This window comes from Stenotrophomonas sp. 10N36 (assembly GCF_056395005.1).
In genome coordinates this window covers 160,778-174,571 of record NZ_JBFTIS010000002.1, presented here as the reverse complement: position 1 = coordinate 174,571, position 13,794 = coordinate 160,778, and the positions used below count along the sequence as shown (strand labels likewise).

The window sequence follows — 13,794 nt, the reverse complement described above, 5'->3', positions numbered from 1 at the left end:
ATTTTTCCTGGAGTGATCATGCGTACGTTCCTGCCCCTGTGCATCGCCGTAGTGCTGCTGGCCGGGTGCCAGCAGTCCAGCAACACCTCGGTGACCCGCATCCGTGCCAACGGCGTGGATGCGCTGTACAGCAAGAGCACCCTGGCGGACGGCGTGGCGCACTTCGAGTGCATCGCCAGCAGCAGTGGAACCTGCCACTACCTGCTGCTTGATCCCACCTGCAGCAAGGACGCGGCGTGCACCAAACCGCCGCTGCACCGGCTGGCGGTGGCGGTAGGCAAGACCGAACAGATGGCCGGGCTGCCCGCCGGCTTCAACCAGTGCGTCAGCGAGCAGCCCAAAGAACAATGCCACCGTGAGTGATCACGGTGGCATTGTGGCTCCCCCCACTTTCCGGGTTGGTCAGAATGCGGGTTGCAGGTGCAGGTTGCTGCGGTTGTCCTGCTCGCCCACATGGTTGAGCTGGCCCACCAGCTCGGTGTGCTGCTGCATCCGCCCGATCTCGCGCATGATGCGGATGTCTTCGTGGCGAAGCTCGCGGCGCGCGGTAACGGCCTGCTTGTAGTCCAGCACGTCGGGATAGTGCTGGGCCATGTCCAGCGCTTCGGCCACGCATTCGACGCTGTCGGCGTCGGAGGTGATGCGGGCGCGGCTGTTGAAGGCCTTCATCCAGCGCTCGAAGCCGGCGGTATGGTCGAACATGTTGGCCATGAACCAGATCACGAACAGGATGGAAATCCACGAGCCGAACACGATCACCACGCGGGTGAAGGTGATATGGAAATCGTCCTTCCACAGGTAGTTGGAGATCAGGCCCAGGATCAGCAGCGAAGCGGCCTGCCAGCCGACGATCGAGGCCATCAGCCACTGGCCCTTGGCCTTGGCCAGCACCGCCACTTCCTCGCGGATCTGCTGCTCGCTCTTGTTACGCCAATGCGCGACCTGTTTTTCGAACGGGCTGTTGTACAGCTCGTTGTCCTGCAACAGCAAACCCAAACCCTTGAACAAAGCGATCATGACGTGCTCCTTCTGGAACGTGCGGCAGCGCATTGGACGAACGTGAGGCGGATTCAGTTCTAGCACTTCCAGCGGGTCGTGCAATGGGGGAAATGCGAAGCCACCGGGCTGATATTTCTGAATGCGGGTGGCCTGATGCGGTGCATCATCGCCATCGCAGCGTGCGACAAGATGTCGCAGGTAAAATCATGCTGCACCTGCACATCGAACGCCGGTTAAGCGCAGGAGCTCCCCGGGGACTCCGGGATCGGCCAGAATCGACCCCGACCGCGCAGACTGCCGTCGCCTTCGCCCGATTGGACCCCCGAGATGCCGCCGTTGCTGCACCGTCTTTCCCAGCCTGTCACCGCGCCCATCCGGCGCTGGGTGCTGGGCGCCTTCCCCCGCGGCCAAAGCGGCATCGAGTACGACCACCCGCAGGGAGACCCGGGCTGGTTCGGGCCGCACAGCGCAACCTGGCGCGTGCATTCGGAATTCCCCGGGATGCTCGCCGGCGGCCTGTGCGCCTTGATGCTGCAGACCCTGCACCCGCTGGCCCTGGCCGGGGTGTACGACCACTCCAACTTCCGCGACGACCTGGTCGGGCGGCTGCGTCGCACCACCGCCTTCGTGGCCGGCACCACCTATGCCCCCAGTGCGGAGGTGGATGCGCTGGTGGCCAAGGTCACGCGCATTCACGCGCAGGTGCGCGGGCACAGTGCCGACGGACGCGCGTATTCAGCCGATGATCCGGCCCTGCTCACCTGGGTCCACGTGACCGAGGCCTACGGTTTCCTGCAGGGGTGCCGGCGCTACTGCCGCGAGGTGCCCGGCGCGGTGGCCGACCAGTATTACCGCGAATACAAGCGCGTGGCCGAGGCACTGGGCGCCACCCAGGTGCCCGCGTCCGAAGCGGAGGTGGACGCGTACTTCGCCCGGCAGCTGCCGCAGCTTCGGTTCGATGCGCGCTCGCGCGAAGTGCTGGGGGTGTTGTCGGGCATCCGCCTGCCGGTGCCGATGGCCGGATTGTCGCGTGAGCTGTTCCTGGGCGCGGGTGCGGCGTTGTTGCCGGACTGGGCCGAGGCGATGCTGGAACGCACGGCAATGCAACGCGCGCAGGCACGCACCTCGGCCCGCGTGCTGCGCGCGATGACGCCGCTGTTCCGGCGCGCATTGCAGGACGGCCTGGCCCCGCGCGCCTGCGCACGGATGGGCCTGCCAGCCAGCGTGCTGACCGAGTGGCCTCCCCCGTAGAGCCGACCGTTGGTCGGCTGCGCCATCGCCGCACGGCCCGGATTGGCGTGCGGGTGTGCGTGGGGTGTCGCGGAGGGCAGCCGACCAACGGTCGGCTCTACCGGGCGTTCAACACCACGCCGATGCGCGCCGGCTGTTCACCGCGCCCCCAGACGCGAAAACGGGCGCCGAAGCGCCCGTTTTCAGGTGTCACCGTCGCGCGGTGAAACCGATCACCACACCTTGACCCGCTTGTCCGGCGCCAGGTACAGCTTCTGGCCTTCCTTGACCTCGAACGCCGGGTACCACGCGTCCAGGTTGCGCACGGTGAGCGCGCGGAACTGGCCCGGTGCGTGCACGTTGGTCAGCAGCGAGTTGCGCAGGGCCTGCTCGCGCGCCTTGCTGCGCCAGGCCTGGGCAAAGCCCAGGAAGAACCGCTGGTCGGGGCTGAAGCCTTCCAGGGTCTGGCCCGGCTTGCCCTGCAGCGACAGCTGGTAGGCGTCGTAGGCGGTGGCCAGGCCGGCCACGTCGGCGATGTTCTCGCCCAGGGTCAGGCGGCCGTTGACCGACACGCCCGGGAACGGCTGGTAGCTGCTGAACTGCGCGGCCAGCGCGTCGCCGGCGGCGTTGAACTTCTTCAGGTCATCGGCCGTCCACCAGTTGTGCAGCTTGCCGGTTTCATCGAACAGCGCACCGGCATTGTCGAAGCCGTGGCTGATCTCATGGCCGATCACCGCACCGATCGCGCCGTAGTTCACCGCGTCGTCGGCAGCACCATCGAAGAACGGCGGCTGCAGGATCGCGGCCGGGAACACCAGGCGGTTTTCCAGCGGTACGTTCATCGCATTGATGGTCTGCGGCAGCATCGCCCACTCGCCGTGGTCGACCGGCTTGCCCAGCTTGGCGATGTTGCGCTGGTACTCGAACTGCTCGGCGCGCTCGGCATTGCCCAGTGCGTCGTCGCGCTTGATCTCCAGCCCGCTGTAGTCGCGCCAGGTATCCGGGTAGCCCATGCCCACGGTCAGCCCCGCCACCTTGGCCTTGGCGTGTGCCTTGGTCTGCGGCGACATCCACGCCAGCGCGTCGATGCGCTTGGCGAAGGCGGCGATGATGTTCTTGGCCATCTCATCGGCGCGGGCCTTGGTGGCCGGGTCGAAGTGGCGTTCCACATACAGCTTGCCGATGGCCTCGCCGACGGCGTGGTTGCTGTCATCCACCGCGCGCTTCCAGCGTTCGCTCTGCTGCGGGGTGCCGTTCAAGGTGGTGCCGTGGAAGGCGAAGCGCGCATCGGCGAAAGTCTTGGGCAGGTACGGCGCGGCACGGTCCAGCGCGTGGAAGGCCAAGTAGTCCTTCCACACATCCAGCGGCTCGGTGGCCACCAGGCGCGAGATGCCGGCCACGGCCTTGGGCTGCCACACGATGAAGTCCTGCTGCTCGCCCAGCTTGGCACCGGCCAGGAACGCGGCCCAGTCCATGCCCGGCGCCTTGGCGTTCAGGTCGGCCTGCTTCCAGGCATTGGCGCCCTTGGCCACGTCATTGGTTTCTTCCTGGGTGGCGTGGGCCTGGGCGATCTTGGTCTCCAGCGCCAGGATGCGCTGTGCCTTGGCCGCCGGGTCGGCAACGCCGGCCAGCTGCAGCACCTGGGCGATGTAGGCCTGGTACTGCTTGCGCAGCTCGGCCATGCGGCCGCCCTGCAGGTAGAAGTCGCGGTCGGGCAGGCCCAGGCCACCCTGCACCAGGTACGGCGCGTTGCGGTCCGGCTGCAGCAGGTCCACCGACACCCACACACCGAACAGGCGGTCGGTGTAGAAGTTGGTCGCATTCAGCAGGTCGACGTCGGCGCGCAGGGTGCCACCCAGGGTGGTGGCCAGCGCGGCCTTGTCGGCGATGCCGCCGATCGCGTCCAGTTCCGGCTTCACCGCAGCTACACCGCGGGACTCGATACCGGCCTCGTCCATGAATGCGGCGTAGTAGTCACCGATCAGCTTGGCTTCGCCACTGGCCTTGGTATCGGCGGCGGCGCCTTCGAGGATGGCGCGGGTGTCGGCCAGGGTCTTCTCGGCAATGACATTGAAGCTGCCGTAGCTGGAGCGGTCGGCCGGGATCTCGGTGTTCTTCACCCAGCTGCCGTTGGCAAAGCCGAAGAAGTCGTCACCGGCGGCGACGCTGCGGTCCATGCCGGTGGCGTCGAAGCCGAAGCTGCCCAGCTGCGGCTTGGGCGCGGCCGGTGCGGCGGCGGGGCTGTCCGGCGCGGTGGCGACGGGGGCGGCCGGCTCACGGTCGCAGGCGCTCAGGCCCAGCGACAGGCTGGCGGCGATGGCAAGCATCAGGGTAGGGCGGCGCAGCGTGGACATGGACTTCTCAGGCAACGGGGAAACCCTAAGTCTAATCCCCCCGGGACGGGGTGGGTTGCCGCTGCAACCGTACCTGGCTGTGCCAAGCGTGGCCGTTGTCCACGCCGCCCGCTGCCGTGGCTCTTCCCGTGCCGCACGCGCTGGTGCATGCTGGCACACAGGATTCGGGGGCGGCCACGTGCAGGCACGGCGGGGCGACGCAGAGGTCAAGAATCCCGGGCTTCGGCCGCTCAGGTTTGGGGAAACCAGGAAGCGTTTACGCATGAAGTCAGCCCATTGCAGCGGGAGAGGTCGGCAATGCCCGCGTTGAACCGCGCTTTGGCACGGCCTTTACGTACCATCGTGTGGCTGGGCGTGAGCCTGGGCGTGCTGCTGGCCGTTGGGCTGGCGTTAACGCTGGCCAACGATTACCAGCGCCGCCAGGAAGCCGCACAGCGCCAGAGCGCGGCGCTGGCCACCGGTGCGCAGCGCCTGCTGCGGCTGGAGCTGCGCAACCTGGAACGGGCCATGCTGGGCATCGCCGAGGACGGCGCATTGCTGTTCGAGCGCGTCCCGACGCAGGCGCCGGACCTGCTGGACGACGCCATCGGCGGGGTGCTGCAGCGGCATGCCGAGCTGGACAGCATCGTGGTGGTGGACCAGTACGGCCGCGCACTCACCAGTGGCAGCGGCGACCTGTACCTGCCGCTCTGGGCCGTGGATACCAATCGTGGCAGCGACAGCCGCCTCTACCTGGGGCCGCCGCAGCAACGCAATGCGCAGCGCTGGGTGCTGCCGCTGGCCTTGCGCATGGGTGACGACCGCTGGCTGCTGAGCCGGCTGCACACTAGTGAGCTGCAATCGATCATCGGCGGCATGGACACCGGTGACCAGGGCGTCATCTCGATCACCGATGCGCAGGGCTACGTGCTGGCGCGCAGCCCGGACACCGTGGGCCTCACCGGGCAACGCTTCGGGCTGGGCAGGCGCGAGATGCTGCGCCGCGACGCTGTGGTCCCGCTGGGGGTTGAATCCAGCGCCATCGACAACATCGAGCGGATTTCCACGCTCACCACCCTGGGCCAGTACCCCATCGCGGTATACGCCGGGTTGGGCCGCGCGGATGTGCTGGCCCCGTGGTGGCCCTACGTGCAGGCGTCGGTGGTGCTGTACCTGGTGTACTGGGGTGTGTTCGCGCTGGTGTTTGTGAGCGTGCGCCGTGCCACCCGCAGCCAGGATGCACTCACCGAGGAGCTGCGCACCGGCCACGCCGAGCTGTTGATGGCCCACCAGGTGGGCAAGGTGTGTACCTGGTACGTGGACGAGGACGCCTCGCAGCTGCGCTGGTCGCCGCTGGCGCGGGAGATCTTCGGCATCGAGACCGAAAGCCTGCCGGTGGCCGCGTTCTTCGCGCGGGTGCACCGCGAGGATGCCGAGCGCATGCAGCTGGCCTTCGACAGCGCGTTCGCCGGTAACGGCGTGCTGGATGAAATGTTCCGGGTGGTGCTGCCCGGTGGCACGGTGCGCTGGGTGTCGGCGCGCGGCCAGCGGGTGGCGGTGGCGGACCGGCAGCGGCACATGATCGGCGCGCTCACCGATGTGAGCGAACGCGTGCAGGCGCTGGCCCGCGTGCAGCAGGCCGAGCGTCAGTTCCGGCTACTGTTCGACCGCAATCCCGCCCCGTTCTGGGTGTTCGACCCGGACACGCTGCGCTTCATGGAGGTCAACGAGGCGGCGGTGAAGCAGTACGGCTACAGCCGCGACGAGTTCCTGTCGATGAGCATCCTGGATATCCGCCCGCGCGAAGGCTGGGACGAAATCCGCGGCGCGATTTCGCGCGCCACCATCGGCGATGCCCAGGACGCGCAGGTACGCGTGCACCGGCGCAAGGACGGCACCCTGTTCGAGGTGCGCGCGCATCTGTCGCGGCTGGATTTCGACGGGCGCCAGGCCTGCCTGGTGCTGGCCGAAGACATCAGCGAGCGGCTGGCCTACGAGCGTGACCTGGCGTACCACGCCACCCACAACCCGGCCACCGGCCTGCTCAACACGCGCGCGCTGGCCGCGCAGCTGGACGAGGAAGGCGGCGGCTACACCATCGCCTACGTGCAGTTCCGCGGGCTGCAGCTGGTGGCCGATACGCTGGGCCGCGAAGTGGGCGATGTGGTGCTGCAGGCGATGGCCAAGCGCCTGGGCGGGCTGGGCACGCGCTATGGCCTGCTGGCCTTCCAGCCGGCGGAAGATTTCATCTTCGCCATCCGCGATGACCACGAGCGCCAGACGGCGCTGGATACGCTGGTGCAGACGGTATCGGAGCCGGTGCGCGGGCAGGACTGGCTGCACCAGTTCGAGCCGCGGATCGGCGTGGCGGTGAAGTTCGACGGTGACAACGTGCCGGCCGAACAGCTGATCGGCATGGCCGCACAGGCCGCGCACGCCGCGCGTGACGAGGGCAGTGTGATTGCCTGGTTCGACACCACGGTGAGTTCGCGGCTGGCCGAGCGGCTGCGCCTGGCCGGGCGCATCCACAGCGCGATCGACACCGAGTTCGAGCTGTACTACCAGCCGATCTGCCACGCCAGCGACGGTACGCCGGCGGCGTTGGAGGCGTTGCTGCGCTGGCCGCAGGCCGATGGCAGTTTCATTCCGCCGGGCGAGTTCATCCAGTTGTGCGAAGACACCGGGTTGATCCTGGCGTTGGGGCGCTGGGTGATCCGGGCGGCGGCGCAGGCGCAGCGGCGGTTGGCCGATGCAGGCTGGCCGTTGCCGATCGCGGTGAACGTGTCGGCGGTGCAGTTCTTCAACAGCGACCTGGTGGCCGAATTCGCACGGGCAACGCAGGAGTTCGGGCTGGAGCGCGGGGCGTTGCAGGTGGAGCTGACCGAGAGCAGCCTGATGCGCAAGCCGGCCCAGGCCAAGCAGACGATGCAGCGGCTGCACGAGCAGGGCGTGTGTATTTCGCTGGACGACTTCGGCACCGGGTATTCCAACATGTCCTACCTGCAGCACCTGCCGCTGGACATCCTGAAGATCGACCGCAGTTTCGTTTCCGACGTGGAAACCAATCCGCGCAATGCATCGATCTGCCGCGCGCTGCTGTCGCTGGGGCACAGCATGGGGCTGACGGTGATCGCCGAGGGCGTGGAAACGCCGGGCCAGCATCAGTGGCTGGCCGCGCACGGCTGCGACCAGGTGCAGGGCTACCTGCTGGGCCGCCCCTCGCCGCTGGTCGAGGTGATCGCGCGGTTGGAAACCGCCGAGGCCACCTGATGCAAGGCAGCCGGGCAGAGCCCGGCGCTACGCATTACCAAGCCCGTAGCGCCGGGCTCTGCCCGGCTGCCAGCAAACGATGCGCATTTTCGGCGGCCGCACCCCGTAGAGCCGGGCTCTGCCCGGCTGCTCTACACGCAAACGCCCGCCGTCACCCCAACGCCTCCACCAGATAATCGATGAAGCTGCGCACCTTCGGGGCCAGATGGTTGCGGCTGGTGTAGACGGCGAAAATGCTGATCGGCGCGATCTCCCACTCCGGCAGCAGGCGTTCCAGGCGGCCGTCGGCCAGCGCGTCGGCAACCAGGAAGTCCGGCTGCAGGATGATGCCCATGCCGGCCAACGCGGCCTCGCGCAGCACGTCGCCATTGTTGGCGCGCAGTCCGCCGTGCACCGGCACCGACACCTCGCCGCGCGGGCCGCGCAGTTGCCAGCTGTCGCCGCCGCCCCAGTAGCTGTAGCCCAGGCATTCGTGGCTGGACAGGTCGTCGGGCTGTTGCGGGCGGCCATGGGCGTCCAGGTAGGCAGGGGCGGCACACAGGGTGATGTGGGTGTCGGCCAGCTTGCGTGCGATCAGCGCCGGGTTGGGTTGGCGGGTGATGCGGATGGCCACGTCGTAGCCTTCTTCCACCATGTCCACCAAGCGGTCGGACAGCGACAGGTCCAGCTGCACCTGCGGGTAGCGCGCGCGGTAGCCGGCCAGCAGCGGTCCCAGCCGGGCGATGCCGTAGCTGACCGGGGCATTGACCCGCAGCAGCCCCGACGGTTCCAGCGCCTGGGCGCCGATGCCCGCTTCCAGTGCGTCGAACTGGGCCAGCAGCTGCACGCATTGCGCGTAGTAGGCCGCGCCGGTGCTGGTGGGGCTTACCCGGCGCGTGGTGCGGTTGAGCAGGCGCGTGGACAGGCGCTTTTCCAGCGCGGCGATCTGCCGGGTAACCCCGGCGGTGGACATATCCAAGGCCTGGGCGGCCGCGCTGAAGCCGTTGCGTTCCACCACCGCCACGAACACACGCATCGCGTCGAGGGTATCCATTGTTTCAGATCCTGTAATAAACAGCGCCGTCTGATCGTATTTATCGCCGCGGCCGAGCGCAATAACCTGTCGCCATCCTAGTCCGCGAGGTGTCCCATGCCTACCACCGCTCTCCGTGTTTCCGCGCTCGCCCCTGTCGGCGCCACTCTGCTGCGTTGGGGCCTGGGCGTGCTGTTCCTGGTCCATGGCCTGACCAAGCTCCTGGTATTCACCCCGGCCGGTACCGCGGCGTACTTCCAGTCGCTGGGTTTGCCCGGCGCCCTCGGTTACGTCGCCCTCGTGCTGGAGCTGACCCTTGCCGCGGCGCTGCTGCTGGGCGTGTACGCGCGGTGGGTGGGGCTGCTGGGCGTGCCGCTGCTGCTGGGCACCATCGTGAGCGTGCACGGGGCCAACGGTTTCAGCTTCGCCAATGCCGGGGGCGGCTGGGAATACCCGGCGTTCTGGGCGCTGGCGCTGCTGGTGCTGTTCTGCATCGGCGACGGCAAGTGGACGCTCGCCTCGCGCTGAGCACCGCACCGTCGTTGATCCTTCTTTGGAGCCTGTGATGTCCCGTCTGCCTTCGCTGTACATCTCCCATGGTTCGCCGATGACCGCGCTCCACCCCGGTCTGGTCGGCGAACGCCTCGCGGCGCTGGCCGCGCAGTTGCCGCGCCCGCGCGCCATCGTGATGGCCTCGGCGCACTGGCTGACCCACCAGCCGGCAGTGGGCGCGCACGCGCAACCGCCCACCATCCACGATTTTGGCGGCTTCCCGCAGGCGCTGTTCGACCTGCAGTACCCGGCCCCGGGCGACCCGGCCCTGGCCGACGAGATCGCCGCGCGGCTGGCGGCGGCCGGGCTGCCGACCGCGCTGGACCGCAACCGCGGCCTCGACCACGGCGCCTGGGTGCCGCTGCGCTTCCTGTACCCGCAGGCCGACATTCCGGTGGTGCCGCTGGCGATCCAGCCGCTGTTGGGGCCAGCCCACCAGTTCGCGCTGGGGCGCGCACTGGCACCGCTGCGCGAGCAGGGCGTGCTGGTGATTGGCTCGGGCAGCATCACCCACAACCTGCACGACTGGGGCAATTACCAGGACGGCAAGGAAGCGCCGTACGTGCGGCCCTTCATCGGCTGGGTCGAACAGCGCCTGCAGGAGGACGACACCGCCGCGCTGCTCGACTACCGTGCCCGCGCACCGCACGCCGCGCAGGCGCACCCCACCGACGAGCACCTGCAGCCGCTGCATGTGGCCATGGGCGCTGCCGGGAGTGACACGCTGGGTGCGCAGCGCATCGATGCGGGTATAGATGCGGGGTTCCTGGCGATGGACATCTACCGCTTCGACGGGGCCGCGGCATGAGCACGCTGCATGCCGTGGTGCGCCCCGCCACCGGCCCGGTGCACGGGCTGGTGGTGCTGCTGCATGGCGTGGGCAGCAACGAGCGTTCGCTGCAGGCACTGGCGGACGGGCTGGATAAGCGCCTGCAGGTGGTGCTGCCGCGCGCGCCGCTGGCGTTCGGGCCGGATGCGTTCGGCTGGTTCACCGTGCAGTTCGGCGCGCAGGGGCCGGTGATCGACCCGGCGCAGGCCGAGGCCAGCCGTCTGCTGCTCATCGATTACGTGCGCGCGCTGCAGGCACGGCATGGCGTGGATGCCGCGCACACGCTGGTGGCCGGCTTCAGCCAGGGCGGCATCATGAGTGCCAGCGTGGCGCTCACCGCGCCGCAGGTGGCAGGCCGGTTCGCGATCCTGTCCGGGCGGATCCTGCCCGAGATCGCACCGCACATTCCCGCCGATATCGCCACGCGTGGCGTGCGCGGGTTGATTCTGCACGGTGAGCACGATAGCAAGCTGCCGTTCGCGCTGGCCACCGCCGCAGCGGCGCGGCTGCAGGCGCTGGGCGTGGACCACGCATTGCACGGCTACCCGGCCGACCACACGCTGACGGCTGCGATGCAGGCCGATTTCAACGCGTGGACCACGCGCGAGCTGCTGTCCGGCCACTGAGCCGCGGCAGGCCCGGCGTTCGCGCAGGCGGATGGGTGTGGTAGTTTTTTTGCAGTTTCCGGCGCCCGGCTGCCCGCAGCCTCCCCCTCGCGCCGTCCACTGGAAAATGCATGCATACCATTGAAGTCGTCCTGGCGATGCTGGTGGCCGTGGTCGCCAGCGGCTACCTGGTCCGGGTGTTGCCGCTGTCGTTGCCGCTGCCGTTGGTGCAGATCGGCCTGGGCGCGGTCATTGCCGGGGTGTTCAACCGTGGCCACGCGCTGGAACCGGAGATGTTCTTCCTGCTGTTCCTGCCGCCGCTGCTGTTCCTGGACGGCTGGCGCATTCCCAAGCAGGGCCTGTTCCGCGACAAGGGCGTGATTCTGGAGCTGGCGTTCGGTCTGGTGGTGTTCACCGTGATCGGTGCCGGCTTCCTGATCCACTGGATGATTCCGGTGATGCCGCTGGCGGTGGCCTTCGCGCTGGCGGCGATCATCTCGCCCACCGACCCGGTGGCGGTGGGGTCGATCGCCGCGCGCGCGCCCATTCCCAAGCGGCTGATGCACATCCTGGAAGGCGAGTCGCTGTTGAACGATGCGTCCGGCCTGGTCTGCTTCCGCTTTGCTGTCGCGGCGGTGATGACCGGCAGCTTCTCGCTGGCCACCGCATCGCTCACCTTCCTGTGGGTGGCGCTGGCCGGCGTGGCGATCGGCGCGGCCGTCACCCTGGGCGTGTCGACCTTCCAGCGCTGGCTGTGGCGGCGCTTCGGCGAGGAGCCCGGTGCAGCGCTGCTGGTCAACCTGCTGATTCCGTTCGCTGCTTACCTGCTGGCGGAAGAGGCCAACGCGTCGGGCATTCTGGCCGCGGTGGCGGCGGGCATCACCATGAGCTACGTCGAGCTCACCGGCCGGGTGTCGGGCAGCATGCGCGTGCAGCGCGCGGCCGTGTGGGGAATGCTGCAGTTCAGCTTCAACGGCATCATGTTCGTGCTGCTGGGCGAGCAGCTGCCGGGCATCGTCGAGCGTGCGATCAAGACAGTCAGCGAGAGCGGCCATCACAGCGCGTGGTGGCTGCTGGTGTACGTGGTGGTGATCAACCTGGCGCTGGTGCTGCTGCGCCTGGCCTGGGTGTGGCTGTCGCTGCGCTGGAGCGTGCTGCGGGCGCGCCACCGCGGTGAAGCGCGACCGGGCACGTCGTGGCGGATCGTGGTGGCCACCTCGGTGGCCGGTGTGCGCGGTGCGATCACCCTGGCCGGCGTGCTCACCCTGCCGCTGTTCCTGCCCGATGGCAGCGCCTTCCCGGCGCGCGATCTGGTGATCTTCCTGGCGGCGGCGGTGATCCTGGTGTCGCTGGTGGGCGCCAGCGTGGCGTTGCCGCGGTTGCTCAAGGGGCTGGAGTTGCCGGCCGATTCGGGCGAGCGGAAGGCCGAGGACCTGGCCCGGCGGCTGGCCTCCAAAGCGGCGCTGGCCGGGGTGGAACGCATGCGCCAGCAGCTGGTGCAGAACCAGACCACCGAGAACGTGCAGCTCTACAACGACGCCGCCTCACGGGTGAGCCTGCTGTACCAGCGCAATCTTGAGAAGGACGACGGCCCGGATGCGGACCCGGAAAAGGTGCAGCGCATGGAGCAGGGCTACCGCCAGCTGCGTGGCGCCGGGCTGACCGCCGAGCGCGAGGAACTGTTCCGGTTGACCCGGCGCGGCACCATTTCCGACGAGGTCTCGCGCAAGCTGATCCGCAACCTGGACCTGCTGGAAACCCGGCAACGCGATTGAACCGTGGCCCGACCAACGGTCGGGCCCTACCCCGTGCCGATACGCCCACCGACCGTTGATCGGTCGGAATGCACGGTAGCAACCGACCGTTGGTCGGTTGAAATGCACGGTGGCAACCGACCGTTGGTCGGTTGACCGATTACGCCGGCTTCTGGTCCAGGTAATACGCCACCACGGTGCCCTTGATCTTGATGGTCATCGGGTTGCCACGGCGGTCGCGGGCCTTGCCGGCCTGCACGCGGATCCAGCCTTCGCTGACCGAATACTCTTCAACGTTGTCGCGCTCGACTTCGTTGAAACGGATGCCCACCCCGCGCTCCAGGGCGGCGGCATCGTGGAAGGGGCTGGTCGGGTTGATCGCCAGGTGATCGGGAGGGGTATCGCTCATGGGCATTCAGTTGTGATGGCCACCACGGCCATCTTCCAGGCGCACAGGATAAACCGCGGCGCAGCCCACGCCGAATTTCGCTTCCTGCCAACGCCGCTGCACGGCAGAATGCCCGCCTGCCTCAAGGAAATACCGGTCATGCCTGACAACAGCGATTATTTCGACTTCGAAGAAGACGAGCGCGATTTCGACGAAGACGACTTCGAGGCGCGGATCTGGAACCTGTTCGTGCTGATCAACCCGGGCGATGACGAGCTGGCGCTGCAGCAGTTCAACCGCTGGCGCGAGGCGCTGCTGGAAAGCGGCGAGGAGATCGACGAGGAAGCCGACTGGCTGCCGCCGCTGATGGCCGCCATTGCCTGGCAGTCGGGGTTCGAGGTGGACCGTGAGGATCCCGATGCGCTGGTGTCGGCGATCAATGAGCTGGCGGCGCGCTGGAACCTGCAGCTGGACTGGGGTGGCGACCTGGACGATGAGGATTTCGCGGCCGCCACCGATGCACCGGCGCTGATGGCCACCGCGCACGACCGCCTGCGCGAGCACAACTACGCGCTGTGGAGCGTGGATACGGGCAATGGCGGCCTGGCCGGCTGGATGGCGCTCAACCGCGACGATGACGCCATGCTGGCGTTGTGCTCGCTGTTGGGCGTGGAAGTGCGGCCGGGGTCGGACCCGTTCTGATGCGTGCTGCGGGTTGACCGTGCGGGCCAGCGGCGCCTGTCTGGAGAGGAGAGCCCCCTGAGTCAGGGGGCGGCCGCGACGCGGCGGGGGTATGGGGGCACGTCACAGGGGCCCGCGGCT

Annotated in this window: 12 protein-coding genes; 8 read left to right on the top strand and 4 right to left on the bottom strand. The window is 68.3% G+C overall.

The genetic code is table 11. The features are described 5' to 3' along the window. Positions 1–18: 18 nt before the first annotated feature. Complete coding sequence (locus AC1DCJ_RS04385) at positions 19–363, top strand: hypothetical protein (protein ID WP_478070206.1); 345 nt, start codon at positions 19–21, stop codon at positions 361–363. Positions 364–402: 39 nt separating this feature from the next. On the opposite strand, the gene AC1DCJ_RS04380 is transcribed toward AC1DCJ_RS04385, so the two are convergent. Then, complete coding sequence (locus tag AC1DCJ_RS04380) at positions 403–1,017, bottom strand: hypothetical protein (RefSeq protein ID WP_038692551.1); 615 nt, start codon at positions 1,015–1,017, stop codon at positions 403–405. Between the two features lie 309 nt (positions 1,018–1,326). Here AC1DCJ_RS04380 and AC1DCJ_RS04375 point away from each other — a divergent pair, with 309 nt between their 5' ends. Further along, a complete protein-coding gene (locus AC1DCJ_RS04375; protein WP_478070205.1) occupies positions 1,327–2,250 on the top strand; it encodes an oxygenase MpaB family protein in 924 nt (307 codons plus the stop codon). A 212-nt stretch (positions 2,251–2,462) separates the two neighbouring features. Here AC1DCJ_RS04375 and AC1DCJ_RS04370 read toward each other — a convergent pair whose 3' ends face one another. Then, positions 2,463–4,583 (bottom strand): M13 family metallopeptidase, encoded by a 2,121-nt coding sequence (locus AC1DCJ_RS04370; protein WP_038690742.1) that lies wholly within the window; start codon positions 4,581–4,583, stop codon positions 2,463–2,465. A 297-nt stretch (positions 4,584–4,880) separates the two neighbouring features. Here AC1DCJ_RS04370 and AC1DCJ_RS04365 point away from each other — a divergent pair, with 297 nt between their 5' ends. Further along, positions 4,881–7,832 carry a bifunctional diguanylate cyclase/phosphodiesterase gene (locus tag AC1DCJ_RS04365; RefSeq protein ID WP_478070204.1) on the top strand — a complete coding sequence of 984 codons (2,952 nt, stop codon included), beginning with the start codon at positions 4,881–4,883 and terminating at the stop codon, positions 7,830–7,832. Positions 7,833–7,983: 151 nt separating this feature from the next. Here AC1DCJ_RS04365 and AC1DCJ_RS04360 read toward each other — a convergent pair whose 3' ends face one another. Then, entirely contained in the window at positions 7,984–8,865 is an 882-nt protein-coding gene (locus tag AC1DCJ_RS04360; protein ID WP_314402927.1) for a LysR family transcriptional regulator, read from the bottom strand. Between the two features lie 96 nt (positions 8,866–8,961). Between AC1DCJ_RS04360 and AC1DCJ_RS04355 the strand changes: the two genes are divergently transcribed. The 4 genes from AC1DCJ_RS04355 (at position 8,962) to AC1DCJ_RS04340 (ending at position 12,605) form a co-directional block, all read left to right on the top strand. Further along, positions 8,962–9,372: a DoxX family protein gene (locus AC1DCJ_RS04355; protein ID WP_137191163.1), complete on the top strand. Its 411-nt coding sequence runs from the start codon at positions 8,962–8,964 to the stop codon at positions 9,370–9,372. A gap of 37 nt (positions 9,373–9,409) precedes the next feature. Further along, positions 9,410–10,204 (top strand): dioxygenase family protein, encoded by a 795-nt coding sequence (locus tag AC1DCJ_RS04350; protein WP_141058522.1) that lies wholly within the window; start codon positions 9,410–9,412, stop codon positions 10,202–10,204. Next, entirely contained in the window at positions 10,201–10,851 is a 651-nt protein-coding gene (locus tag AC1DCJ_RS04345; protein ID WP_478070203.1) for an alpha/beta hydrolase, read from the top strand. Before AC1DCJ_RS04350 ends, AC1DCJ_RS04345 begins: the two co-directional genes overlap by 4 nt. A 110-nt stretch (positions 10,852–10,961) precedes the next feature. After that, a complete protein-coding gene (locus AC1DCJ_RS04340; protein ID WP_038690730.1) occupies positions 10,962–12,605 on the top strand; it encodes a Na+/H+ antiporter in 1,644 nt (547 codons plus the stop codon). 139 nt (positions 12,606–12,744) lie between these two features. Here AC1DCJ_RS04340 and AC1DCJ_RS04335 read toward each other — a convergent pair whose 3' ends face one another. Further along, positions 12,745–12,993 carry a DUF3297 family protein gene (locus AC1DCJ_RS04335; protein ID WP_137191159.1) on the bottom strand — a complete coding sequence of 83 codons (249 nt, stop codon included), beginning with the start codon at positions 12,991–12,993 and terminating at the stop codon, positions 12,745–12,747. Positions 12,994–13,131: 138 nt separating this feature from the next. Here AC1DCJ_RS04335 and AC1DCJ_RS04330 point away from each other — a divergent pair, with 138 nt between their 5' ends. After that, positions 13,132–13,674: a DUF6630 family protein gene (locus AC1DCJ_RS04330; protein ID WP_038692549.1), complete on the top strand. Its 543-nt coding sequence runs from the start codon at positions 13,132–13,134 to the stop codon at positions 13,672–13,674. The last annotated feature ends 120 nt before the right edge of the window (positions 13,675–13,794 follow it).

Bases quoted from the DNA above. Each gene is read 5' to 3' on its own strand.
- AC1DCJ_RS04365 (WP_478070204.1), top strand. From the start codon at position 4,881: ATGCCCGCGTTGAACCGCGCTTTGGCACGGCCTTTACGTACCATCGTG.
- AC1DCJ_RS04370 (WP_038690742.1), bottom strand. From the start codon at position 4,583: ATGTCCACGCTGCGCCGCCCTACCCTGATGCTTGCCATCGCCGCCAGC.
- AC1DCJ_RS04375 (WP_478070205.1), top strand. From the start codon at position 1,327: ATGCCGCCGTTGCTGCACCGTCTTTCCCAGCCTGTCACCGCGCCCATC.
- AC1DCJ_RS04385 (WP_478070206.1), top strand. From the start codon at position 19: ATGCGTACGTTCCTGCCCCTGTGCATCGCCGTAGTGCTGCTGGCCGGG.
- AC1DCJ_RS04335 (WP_137191159.1), bottom strand. From the start codon at position 12,993: ATGAGCGATACCCCTCCCGATCACCTGGCGATCAACCCGACCAGCCCC.
- AC1DCJ_RS04355 (WP_137191163.1), top strand. From the start codon at position 8,962: ATGCCTACCACCGCTCTCCGTGTTTCCGCGCTCGCCCCTGTCGGCGCC.
- AC1DCJ_RS04350 (WP_141058522.1), top strand. From the start codon at position 9,410: ATGTCCCGTCTGCCTTCGCTGTACATCTCCCATGGTTCGCCGATGACC.
- AC1DCJ_RS04360 (WP_314402927.1), bottom strand. From the start codon at position 8,865: ATGGATACCCTCGACGCGATGCGTGTGTTCGTGGCGGTGGTGGAACGC.
- AC1DCJ_RS04380 (WP_038692551.1), bottom strand. From the start codon at position 1,017: ATGATCGCTTTGTTCAAGGGTTTGGGTTTGCTGTTGCAGGACAACGAG.
- AC1DCJ_RS04345 (WP_478070203.1), top strand. From the start codon at position 10,201: ATGAGCACGCTGCATGCCGTGGTGCGCCCCGCCACCGGCCCGGTGCAC.
- AC1DCJ_RS04340 (WP_038690730.1), top strand. From the start codon at position 10,962: ATGCATACCATTGAAGTCGTCCTGGCGATGCTGGTGGCCGTGGTCGCC.
- AC1DCJ_RS04330 (WP_038692549.1), top strand. From the start codon at position 13,132: ATGCCTGACAACAGCGATTATTTCGACTTCGAAGAAGACGAGCGCGAT.